Origin of the sequence: Nocardia ninae NBRC 108245, assembly GCF_007990755.1 — a bacterium.
Classification (GTDB): domain Bacteria; phylum Actinomycetota; class Actinomycetes; order Mycobacteriales; family Mycobacteriaceae; genus Nocardia; species Nocardia ninae.
The window spans coordinates 16,836-28,130 of record NZ_BJXA01000096.1 but is presented as its reverse complement, the minus strand read 5'-3'; the positions used below and the strand labels follow the sequence as shown (position 1 = coordinate 28,130).

Sequence of the window (11,295 nt, the reverse complement as noted above, 5' to 3'; positions counted from 1 at the left end):
CGCTGGCGGCCGCGCGGCCGGGGCCGGCCCGGATCGTGCCCGCCGCTGTCGAAGCGCGGCTCGCTCACCGGCGGCAGCACGTGCAGCAGCCCGGACAGCCGGAGGACCGCGTCGATCGAGGTCTCCCACTCGCGCGCGGAGGTGCCGACGGACAACATGCCCAGCGTCCAGTTGCCCTCGCTCCAGAGCATCTGCACGGTGTCGGGCAGCGTCTCGATGAACGCCACCATCCGCTGATCGACGGCGTGCCTGGCGATTTCGGGGTTGGTCGCGAACACCACCCGGTCACCGATGGCGCCGAGCAGTTCGAGATCGGCGTCCTTCGGCGGCGACGCGGTCTTGAGCCGCATGTCGACGTCGATGTCCGAGCCGATCTGGCGGCGCACCGCGATCAGCGTCGCGGAGTCCTCCAGATCGAAGAGCACGAACTTCTCGCCCTTGCGGATACCGGAGACCACGTCGACCGCGGAGAGGTAGCCGAGCTTGGCCAGCGCGCCGCGACGCCAAGTCGACGGCAGCGCGGGTTCCACCGACACATACGTGTAGCCCTGGGATTTCGCCCAGACCTGCCGCGCGTGACCGGTCCGCTGTCGCTGGATCCGATCGAAATACAGCAGCACGATCGCACCCACGAGTGCGATCGCCGCCAAGCCGAACCACATTGCCGTCATCACCGTCTAGCCTAACGAGCTCAGCGGGCGAATGCCCGTCGCCACCCGGCGTTGGTTCGTCGGGTCGTTCATCTGACGCCGCCGGGCAGCGCGGTACTGATGATCACCTTGGCGTGAATCGAACCATCCGCGGCCTTCTCACCCTGAATCAGCACGATGTCACCGGTGGGCAGATCGGAGACCTTGGTGCCCGACATCGAGATGACCTGGGTGTTGGCGTCGGTGCGCACGCTCACCGTGCTGCCGAGCAAGGTGCTCACCGTGAGGGTGCCGCCGTCGTTGGCGGTGATGGTGCCCATGGTCGCGCCGAGATCATCGATGTTGCCCAGGCCGGGCACGCTCGGAATCCCGCTCGGCGCGGGCTGACCGGAGCGCGGCGTCCCCGGCGTCGGCCGGTTCGCGGTCGGGAAGGCCGAGGTACTCGCGGCACTGTCGGACCCGGAATCCTTGCCTGCCAGTACTACTCCCGCGACCACACCCACCACGGCGACCAGCGCGACGACCCCGAGGCCGAGCGCTATCCACAGCCCGGTGTTGCGCCGCGGCGGCTCCGGCGGCAGCTGATCCGAGGGCTGCATGCCGTAACCGGGCGGGACGGGACCGCCCGGCGGTGGCGCCGCCCCCGACCATTGGTCGCCATAGGTGTTTTCGTACGCGCCCCACTGGGTGTCGTGCGGCGGGAACGCACGGGTGGCGTTCGGCGGGGGCGCTGACCACGGCTCGAACTGCTCGGTCGCCGGATACGCCGAGGGCGCGCCGGGCCCGTACGCCTCGGAATAATCCGTGGTGTGCTGCGGCTGCTCGAACCCGGACTTGCCCGCCAGGTGCTCGGTCGGCGCGTCCTCCGGCCGCTGTCCCCACGGATCGTTCGGGTTGGTCATGGACTCCAGGTTAGGCGTTACCGGGCCGGCACCGGGGGCTTGCGCGGACTGAATTCGGACTTCGTCCGACGGCCCCGCTGGTGACCGGCTTACGCCGCGCCCAGGAACCTGGTCAGCGATTCCGCGCGGCGGGCCGGCGCGCCGATACCGAGGCATCGAGCGCCGACACACCGCGGCGGAATCGGCGCTTACTTGCCGACGATCAGCCCGTCGCCGTCCGGCGTGACCGTCACCTTCACCGCATCACCGTCGGTGATCTCACCCGCCAGCAGCCCCTTGGCCAGCGTGTCACCGATCGACTGCTGGATCAGCCTGCGCAGCGGACGCGCGCCGTAGACCGGGTCGTAACCCCGCACGGCCAGCCAGAACCGGGCCGAGTCGCTCACGTCCAGCGTCAGCCTGCGCTGCGCGAGCCGCTTCTGCAGCTGGTCGAGCTGGATGTCGACGATGTGCTCGAGCTGTTCCTCGTCCAGCGCGTGGAACATCACCACGTCGTCGAGGCGGTTGAGGAACTCCGGCTTGAACGCCGAACGCACCGCGTTCATCACGAAGTCGCGATCGCCGCCCGCGCCGAGGTTGGAGGTCAGGATCAGGATGGTGTTGCGGAAGTCCACCGTGCGGCCCTGACCGTCGGTGAGCCGTCCCTCGTCGAGCACCGCGAGCAGGATGTCGAACACATCCGGGTGCGCCTTCTCGATCTCGTCGAACAGCACCACCGTGTACGGCCTGCGCCGCACCGCCTCGGTCAGCTGACCGCCCTGGTCGTAGCCGACATAGCCGGGCGGGGCACCGACCAGCCGTGCGACCGAGTGCTTCTCGCTGTACTCGCTCATGTCGATCCGGACCATGGCGCGTTCGTCGTCGAACAGGAAGTCCGCCAACGCCTTTGCCAGCTCCGTCTTACCGACACCGGTCGGGCCGACGAACAGGAACGAGCCGGTCGGCCGGTTCGGGTCGGCGACCCCGGCGCGCGCCCGGCGCACCGCGTCGGACACCGCCTGCACCGCCTCGCTCTGACCGACCACCCGCTTGCCGAGCTCCTGCTCCATCCGCAGCAGCTTCTGGCTCTCGCCCTCGAGCAGCCTGCCCACCTGGATACCGGTCCATGCCGACACCACCTCGGCGATGTCGTCCGGGCCGACCTCCTCCTTGAGCATCACCTCGCCGTCGGCCGCCGCGCCGGAGACCTTTTCGGCCTCGACGAGCTGCTTCTCCAGCGCCGGGATCTTGCCGTAGCGCAGCTCGGCGGCCTTGCCGAGATCGCCGTCGCGCTCGGCCCGTTCGGACTCCCCGCGCAGCGACTCCAACTCCTCCTTGAGGACGCGGACCTGATCGATGGCGCTCTTCTCGTTCTGCCAGCGGGTCATCAGCTGGTTCAGCTTCTCGCGATCGTCCGCGAGTTCCTGGCGCAGCTTCTCCAGCCGTTGCTTGGAGGCCTCGTCGGTCTCCTTGCTCAGCGCGACTTCCTCGATCTCGAGTCGCCGCACCGCGCGCTCGACCTCGTCGATCTCCACCGGGCGCGAGTCGATCTCCATCCGCAGCCGCGACGCCGACTCGTCGACCAGGTCGATCGCCTTGTCCGGCAGGAACCGGGAGGTGATGTAGCGGTCGCTGAGCGTGGCGGCGGCGACCAGCGCGGAGTCGGTGATGCGCACACCGTGGTGCACCTCGTAGCGCTCCTTGATGCCGCGCAGGATGCCGATGGTGTCGGCCACCGATGGCTCGCCGACGAGCACCTGCTGGAAGCGCCGCTCCAGGGCGGCGTCCTTCTCGATGTGCTTGCGGTACTCCTCCAGCGTGGTCGCGCCGACCAGGCGCAGCTCACCGCGGGCCAGCATCGGCTTGATCATGTTGCCCGCGTCCATCGCGGATTCGCCGGTGGCGCCTGCGCCGACGATGGTGTGCAGCTCATCGATGAACGTGATGATCTGTCCCGCACTGTTCTTGATGTCTTCGAGCACGGCCTTGAGCCGCTCCTCGAACTCACCGCGGTACTTCGCGCCCGCGACCATCGCGCCGAGGTCCAGCGAGACCACGGACTTGCCGCGCAACGACTCCGGTACGTCACCGGCCACGATGCGCTGGGCGAGCCCCTCGACGATGGCGGTCTTGCCGACGCCGGGCTCGCCGATCAGCACCGGGTTGTTCTTGGTGCGGCGGCTCAGCACCTGGACCACCCGCCGGATTTCGGTGTCGCGCCCGATCACCGGATCGAGCTTGCCCGAGCGGGCGGCCTCGGTCAGGTTGGTGGAGTACTTCTCCAGGGCCTGGTAACTGCCCTCGGGGTCCGGGCTGGTCACCCTGGCGCTGCCGCGCACGGCGGTGAACGCCTCCCGCAGCGCGTCGGCGCTGGCGCCGTACTTCTTCAGCAGCATCGTCACATCCGAGTCGCCCGCGGCCAGGCCGACCATGACGTGCTCGGTGGAGACGTATTCGTCGCCGAGCTCGGTGGCCAGGCGCTGGGCCGCGGTGATCGCGGCCAATGCCTCGCGGCCGAGCTGCGGGGTGGTTGTCGCGCCGGTCGCGCTGGGCAGCCGGTCCACGATGTCCTGCGCCTCGCGCCGCACCGTCGCCGGGTCGACGCCGACGGCCTTGAGCAGCGGGGCGGCGATACCGTCGGTCTGGTCCAGCAACGCCACCAGCAAGTGGGCCGGACGGATCTCCGGGTTGCCCGCGGCCGAGGCCGCCTGCAGTGCGGCGGTCAGGGCCGCCTGGGTCTTGGTGGTGGGATTGAACGAGTCCACAAGTCACCTTCCTACTGGTCGATTGTCACGGCGCCGGAGCCTGATCCGCACGAACTCCACGCGCGGCTGCGTGCCGTCCTCTACATCCAACGTGGGAAAGGTTGAGTCTGTTCCGCTCAAGTTTAGTTATTTTCTCCGCGTGTGAACGGTACGCCGCGACACCCGCGCAATGCGATGAATCACAGCGTCCATGGGGTATGGATGCATACGATGACCCCTGCCGTTAGTTGATGCATCAGGGAGCGCTTGCAAGCACGAAGGTGCGAGGCCCGCACTCTTCAGCCCGATCAAGGAGCGAATGGATGCGCGCGATTGTCGTACGGAAGTTCGGAGCCACACCCGAGTTGACCGACATGCCGGTCCCCGAGGCCGGAGCAGGCGCGGTCCGCGTGCAGCTCGAGGCGGCGGGCGTCAACCCGTTCGACGCGAAGATGGCCGACGGAATACTGGACGGCAAGCTGCCGCACGACTTTCCGATGATCCTCGGGGTGGACGGCGCGGGCACCGTCGCGGCGGTCGGCCCCGGCGTCACCAGGTTCGCCGTCGGCGACCGGGTGGTCGGCAAGTTCCTCAACCCGCCCGCAGGCCACGGCTCGTTCGCCGAATTCGCGGTCGTCCCGGAGAGCGGCATTCTGGTACGCGTCCCGGAGGCCGTGCCGACCGTCGCGGCCGCGGCGCTACCCACCGCGGGCCTCACCGCGCAGGACATGGTGGACGGCACCGAGATCCAGCCGGGCCAGACCGTCCTGATCGTCGGCGCCACCGGCGGCGTCGGCTCGTTCCTCGTCCAGCTGGCGAACATGGCGGGTGCGAACGTCATCGCCACCGCCCGCGGCGACGTCGCCGACCAGATGACCCGGCTCGGCGCGGCCGAGACCGTCGACTACTCCGCGGGCTCGGTACGCGAGCAGGTCGTCGCCGCCCATCCCGATGGCATCGACGTCCTCTACGACCTGGTGAGCCCGCCGGAGGTACTGGCCGAGCTGGCCGGACTGGTCCGCGACGGCGGCACCGTGTACTCCACCATCGCCTCCGCCGACGAGGACGCCTTGCGCAGCCGGGGCATCCGCGGCGGCAATATCGAATCCAAGGGCGGCGCACGGGAATTGGCGCGGCTGCTGGAGCGGGTAGCCGAAGGTGACGTGGTGGTCCCGATCGACGCGACCGTGCCATTGGCCGACGGCGTGAGCGTAATCGGGGCTGTCGGCGCACGCGGTAAAACGGTGCTCGCCATCTGACCCGGCGACCGGCCGTTCCGGAGTTCGGCGGCGCAGCCCGAACAGTTGCCCACTGCGAATCGAAGGCGCGGTGCCACCGGAGCGGAGCGCCGGCGAGTCGCCGGTGTGACCTCGAGCGCAGGCCCGCAACACCGCACGTTTGCCCACCGATTACCGTTTGGCCCGGTCTTCAGGTACTAACCAACACGACCACGGCATTTTCGGGGATACTGATCAGCGGAGGACCGCCGGTTACGGGTATGTCCCCAGGGCAGAACTGAGGGAAAGGAAGCTCCGCGTCGTGGATGCGCGTTCGGCTGCGCTGGTCCGCGCCAACTTCCGTTCGGTAGTCGAGGCACCGAATGGACCCGAACGGTTGGTCAGTGCGTTCTACGGTCACTTGTTCGCCGAGAACCCCCAACTGCGGGAACTCTTCCCTCCTGCGATGGATATGCAGGCCAAGCGGATCGCCACGGCGATCCAGTACGTGCTCGATCACCTCGAGGATTGGGAGCGGGCGCAGAAGTTCCTCGAACAACTGGCGCGCGACCATCGCAAGTACGGGGTCGACGCGGCGCACTACGACGCCGCGGGGCGCGCCTTGCTGTCCGCGTTCCGCGCCTACAACGGCGCGGCCTGGCACCGCGGCCTGGAAGAGGGCTGGCGCGACATCACCATCCTGATCTCCGCGTCCATGGCCATCGGCGCCAACTCCGACAAGTCCCAGCCGTACTGGGAGGCGACCGTGGTCGGGCACCGCAGGGTGCTGGAGGATCTGGCCATCGTGCGGTTGCAGTCGGAGAGCCCGATCCCCTATCAGGCCGGACAGTACGTGCCGCTCACGGTGCCGCAGCGGCCGAAGATGTGGCGCTACTTCTCCCCGGCGATCCCGGCGAATCCGTACGGCGAGATCGAGTTCCACGTGCGCAAGATCCGCGGCGGCTGGGTCAGCCCGGCCATCGTGAACGAGACCAGGGTGGGCGACCGGTGGCAGATCGCCGGACCGCTGGGCGGGTTGCACGTCGACCGCGACAGCGGCCGCGACGTGCTGCTGATCGGCGCGGGCACCGGGATCGCGCCGCTGCGCGCCCAGCTGATCGAGATGGGCCAGCGCGGCATCAATCCGCGGGTGCACTTTTTCATCGGCGGCCGCTACCCGTGCGATCTCTACGACGTGGAGAACATGTGGCAGCTCTCGCAGAGCAATCCCTGGCTCACCATCGTTCCGGTCTGCGAACAGAAGACCAATCCGTGGTGGTATCCGCATCCGCCGCAGGAAGAGCCGTACGGCATGCACCGGCGGCTGATCGGTAACCTGGGCGCGGTGGTCGCGAGCTTCGGCGCGTGGGCGGATCGGCAGATCCAGATCGCCGGGTCGGCGAAGATGATCGCGGATACCCGGCGTGCGTTGATCGCGGTCGGTACACCGGAGCACATCATCAGCTCTGACCCGGTGTGATGAGCTCCGACCCGGTGTGATGAAGGAGGACCCCATGGGGGACGGCAGCGGACAAAGTCCGCGGGGTGGGTGGACACCGGGGGACCCCGGTGCGCTCGGCAATGGCGGCGCACCCTTGCCGGCCGAGTGGACCGCGACGGTCGTCGGCCACCATCGAATCCGGCACGATCTCGCGGTGATTCGCTTGATCGGCGAGTTCGTCCCGTTCCTCGCGGGCCAGTCCGTCGAGGTCACGGTGCCGCAGCAGCCGAGCATGCGGCGCAGGCTCTCGCCGGCGCTGCCGCCGTCGCTGGACGGCAAGCTCGAGTTCCATGTGCGCACGGTGCCCGGCGGCTGGTGCAGCGGCTCCATCGTGGCCGACACCAGGCCCGGCGACGAATGGCAGATCCGCGCTCCCCTCGGCAGTTTCGCGGTCGACCCGGCGGGCGAGGAGGTGGTGATGGTCGCGGGCGGCACCGGCCTCGCCCCGCTGCGGGCGCTGATCCTGGACCTGGCCCGCGAGCCGGAACCGCCGCCCACCTATCTCTTCTTCGGTGGCCACACCCCGCGCGATCTGTACGCGTCGGACATGCTGTACCTGCTGGCCGGTGAATTGCCTTGGCTCACAGTCATTCCCGTGGTGGAGAGCCCGGACGATCCCAGCTGGGAAGACGAATGGTTCGAGCGCAGCCGCGTCGACATCGGCTTCCCGCCGGACGAGATGCTCTTCGGCACCCTCGCCGAGGTGGTCGGTTCGCACGGCGCGTTCGACCACCATCAGGTGCTGGTATGCGGCTCCCCCGCCATGGTCAATGCCACGGTCGATCGCCTGCTCGCCACCGGAACTCCGCCGGAGCGAATCCAATTCGAAGGGCTCTGAACCTTTTTCGGCCGACGGCGTAGCCGGAATCCGGCCGCGGTACTGGGCGCGACCGGATTCCGACTGTGTCCGGGACAACGGGAGGGGTCGAAATCCCGGACGGCCGGTCAGAACAGCGGGTCGTGGCGGATGTTCTTGGCGAGCGTCCCCGCGGCCATCATGCGGAACTTGGTGGTCTGCACCATCGACGGCGAGCCGACGATCTGCACGTCCCGGTCGGCCCAGGCGCCGAAGCTCGCGACCACCTTGCCGATCTGGCCGGTCAGGCGCGGCTCCAAGCCGGCGTGCGCCGGCGCGAGTTCGCCGGAATCGGTGTACCACCAAGGGTTTTCGTCGTGTTCGGTGACCGGTGTCACGGTGAGCCAGCGGTTGGCGACGGCCAGGCTGTTCAGCGTGTCCAGATCGTAGAGGTCGCACGGATGATGGCCGCCGACGAACAGGTGCACCTTCGGGTTGGTCCGCCGCTGCGCCATCGCCATCAGCTGGGCCCGCAGCGGCGCGATGCCGGTACCGCAGCCGACCATCAGCATCTTGCGCTTGGTGTTGCGCGGGATGCCGAGGCCGCCGAGCGGCGAACCGAGCAGCCACTGGTCACCGACGGCGGCCTGGCCGACGATCGAGGGGCTGACCCAGCCGCCGAGCACGGCACGGATGTGGAACTCGATCTCCCCGTTGGCATTCGCGGGTACCGCGGGCGACATGTAGCGCCACATCCGCGGCCGCGACGGGACCTGCACGCTCAGGTATTGCCCGGCGGCGTAGGACATCGGCTGGTCCAGCTGTAATCGCAGCACGGTCAGGTTGCGCAGTACCTCGCGGCGCTCCACCACGGTGCCGGTCCAGACCGGTGGCGTGGTTTCCTTGTCCGCCGCGCCGATCATGGTGTCGGCGATGATCTTCAGGCCTTCGTCCCAGGCCCGGTCGACCTCGTCGGTCCACATCTCGGTGCCCGCGTACACCTTCATCGCGGTTTTCAACGAGACCGCGACGGCCGTGTAATGCGCTGCCTGCACACCGTATTTGCGATGGTCACGCCCGAGCTGGGCGAGGAAGGGCAGGAGCTTGTTCGGCTCTTCGAGCCGGTCCAACGCGTAGCCGATGGCCTTGACAAGGCGATCTCGCTGGGCGTCCATGGCTGCTGGAAAGAAATCGCGGACTTGGGGGTAGTCGGTGAATAGGATCGCGTAGAACGATCTCGCTAATTTCTCCGGCCCCCCTTCCTCCGCAGCAACCGCCTTGAACGTAGTTCTGATCAAAGCGACAGTCCGCGAATCCATTTGTGTCACAACCCCATTTCGCACTCGAACACAAACTGTGCCGGCGAGTGAGGTGCTGCGGGACACTCGTCAGCAGCCGTTGCCAAGGAGTGTAGGCGAGGTTTGCCAGGAGTGGAATCCTCCGTTTAAACAACAAGCGTGTAATTCCGCTGAAACGAGGACACGCCGAGCAAAACACTCACGAAACGGACTGAAAGACCGTAAAAACGGATGAATTCGGTCACGGATACACTGAATATGCACGACTCGATCTGCAAGTTTCACTCAGGCAGCCATCTCAGAGCGACTGCACGGCAACTTCGCTGGGCACCCGACCGACTCGACCGGATGCGCGGCACCCGGCACGCCTCGGGGCGCGCGGTGAAAGATGACGAGTAAAGCGGACTTTCGCATGAGCCCTCAGCGCACTGCCACACACCGCGCCTCGGCTTATCTTTGGCTACCCTTCAGAAACCGCGCCGCAGAACCGCTTCGGGCCGCTGACCTCGAAACACGATGAATGCTCCGAGATCAGCGGCCCGATTGTTAGCCAGCCGTATTCAGTATTGTTGCGCTGCGTTCGATCGCTCAAACATTACGGCGGTTACGCGGTTGCCACACCACCAGTGCGGTACTGCGTTGCGGCGGCGAAAGATCGGGCCGATAGCCCGCTCGCAACCGATCCAGCTCGGCCGACAGCTCGGCGACGCGCTGCTGCAATTCCTCGACCTGATTGGTGAGTTCGATGATGCGTTTGATGCCCGCCAGGTTGACGCCCTCGTCCTGAGACAGCCGCTGCACCTCGCGCAACAGCTCGACGTCCCTGGCCGAGTAGCGTCGCCCGCCGCCCGAAGTGCGTTGTGGCGTTACCAGTCCCAGACGGTCATAGGTACGCAAGGTCTGCGCATGCATGCCCGCCAGCTGGGCCGCCACCGAGATCATGAAGAACTCGGCACGCGACCCGCCGGACGCCTGCTTCGGATCATGGGACATCAAGCACCTGCCCATCCTGCCCGTGGGTCGAAACCGCTGGCCTTCTCCGCCTCGGCGTAGCGCCGCAGCGCCTCCGCGGCGTTGTCGTCCAGCTTTTGCGGCACCGCGACCTTGACGGTGACCAGCAGGTCACCGGCGCCGCCGCCGCGCTTGGGCACGCCACGACCGCGCACCCGGAGGATGCGGCCGTCCGCGGTGCCCGGTGGCACCTTGACGCCGACGCGCCCCTCCAGCGTGGGCACCGAAACCGTGGTGCCCAACACCAATTCGCTGTAGCTGACCGGCAGCACCAGGGTCAGGTCGTCGCCGTTGCGGCCGAAGACCTTGTCCTGGCTGACGTGCACGCTGACGAACAGGTCGCCCGAGGGCGCGCCACGCAGGCCCGCCTCGCCCTGTCCGGCCAGCCGAATCCGTTGTCCGTCACTGACTCCCGGGGGAATCCGCACCGTGATGGTGCGCGTACGGTTCTGGATGCCGCTGCCGTGGCAGTCGACGCACGGGTCGTCGATGATCGAGCCGGTGCCCCGGCAGTCATCGCACGGCTCGCTGAAGCCGAATGCACCCTGGTTGCGGCTGACGATGCCGGTTCCATTGCAGTGCGGGCAGACCCGCGGGCTGGTACCCGGCTTGGCGCCGCTGCCGTGACACGTGGTGCACGGCGACGGACTGGTCATCCGCAGCGGAACGGTGACGCCCTGCGCGGCCTCGCGGAAGCCCAGGGTCGTCTCGGTCTCCACATCGGCCCCGCGGCGCGGGCGACTGGTCGTGCGCGTGCCGCCCCGGTTGAACAGGCCGCCGAGCAGGTCACCGAGGCCACCGTCGCCGGCATTCGCGCCGCCGAAGATGTCACCGATGTTGAAGTCCTGCGAAAAGCCACCGCCCGCACCGGGAGTGAACCCGCCGCCGCGTGGATAGCCGCCACCCGCGAACAGCTTGCGGGTCTCGTCGTACTCCTTGCGCTTGGCCGGATCCGACAGCACCGCATGCGCTTCGCTGACGGTCTTGAACCGCTCCTCGGCCTTGGTATCACCGGGATTGGCGTCCGGATGCAGGTCACGCGCGAGCTTGCGGTACGCCTTCTTGATCTCGTCCTGCGAGGCCGTGGAGGAGACACCCAGCTCTTTATAGAAGTCCTTTTCGATCCACTCCCGTTGACTCACCGGATATCTCCTCCTCTCGCAGTGTTCGATGTGCGTCGCTCGCGGTGCCCTACGT

Annotated in this window: 9 protein-coding genes; 3 read left to right on the top strand and 6 right to left on the bottom strand. The window is 67.8% G+C overall.

Going from position 1 to position 11,295, the window contains the following annotated elements:
- The 3 genes from NN4_RS39305 to clpB all read right to left on the bottom strand — a co-directional run.
- On the bottom strand, window positions 1-671 hold a 671-nt coding region (locus tag NN4_RS39305), incomplete at its 3' end, for a TtfA family protein (protein ID WP_503826350.1).
- 68 nt (window positions 672-739) lie between these two features.
- A complete protein-coding gene (locus tag NN4_RS39300) occupies window positions 740-1,552 on the bottom strand; it encodes a DUF5666 domain-containing protein (RefSeq protein ID WP_147141977.1) in 813 nt (270 codons plus the stop codon).
- Between the two features lie 188 nt (window positions 1,553-1,740).
- Entirely contained in the window at window positions 1,741-4,296 is a 2,556-nt protein-coding gene (gene clpB, locus NN4_RS39295) for an ATP-dependent chaperone ClpB (protein WP_147141975.1), read from the bottom strand.
- Between the two features lie 302 nt (window positions 4,297-4,598).
- Here clpB and NN4_RS39290 point away from each other — a divergent pair, with 302 nt between their 5' ends.
- From NN4_RS39290 to NN4_RS39280, 3 genes are all read left to right on the top strand, one after another.
- Complete coding sequence (locus tag NN4_RS39290) at window positions 4,599-5,534, top strand: NADP-dependent oxidoreductase (protein ID WP_147141972.1); 936 nt, start codon at window positions 4,599-4,601, stop codon at window positions 5,532-5,534.
- 280 nt (window positions 5,535-5,814) lie between these two features.
- Window positions 5,815-6,972, top strand: coding sequence for an FAD-binding oxidoreductase (locus NN4_RS39285; RefSeq protein ID WP_135233864.1), 1,158 nt, complete (start codon window positions 5,815-5,817; stop codon window positions 6,970-6,972).
- 34 nt (window positions 6,973-7,006) lie between these two features.
- Window positions 7,007-7,831 (top strand): FAD-binding oxidoreductase, encoded by an 825-nt coding sequence (locus NN4_RS39280; RefSeq protein WP_147141969.1) that lies wholly within the window; start codon window positions 7,007-7,009, stop codon window positions 7,829-7,831.
- Window positions 7,832-7,938: 107 nt separating this feature from the next.
- Here the strand turns inward: NN4_RS39280 and NN4_RS39275 are convergent, their stop codons facing one another.
- From NN4_RS39275 to dnaJ, 3 genes are all read right to left on the bottom strand, one after another.
- Window positions 7,939-9,108 carry a globin domain-containing protein gene (locus NN4_RS39275; RefSeq protein WP_135233866.1) on the bottom strand — a complete coding sequence of 390 codons (1,170 nt, stop codon included), beginning with the start codon at window positions 9,106-9,108 and terminating at the stop codon, window positions 7,939-7,941.
- 567 nt (window positions 9,109-9,675) lie between these two features.
- Window positions 9,676-10,080: a heat shock protein transcriptional repressor HspR gene (locus NN4_RS39270; RefSeq protein ID WP_135233867.1), complete on the bottom strand. Its 405-nt coding sequence runs from the start codon at window positions 10,078-10,080 to the stop codon at window positions 9,676-9,678.
- Window positions 10,080-11,240, bottom strand: a complete 1,161-nt coding sequence (gene dnaJ / locus NN4_RS39265; RefSeq protein ID WP_147141965.1) for a molecular chaperone DnaJ — start codon at window positions 11,238-11,240, stop codon at window positions 10,080-10,082. Before dnaJ ends, NN4_RS39270 begins: the two co-directional genes overlap by 1 nt.
- Window positions 11,241-11,295 lie beyond the last annotated feature (55 nt).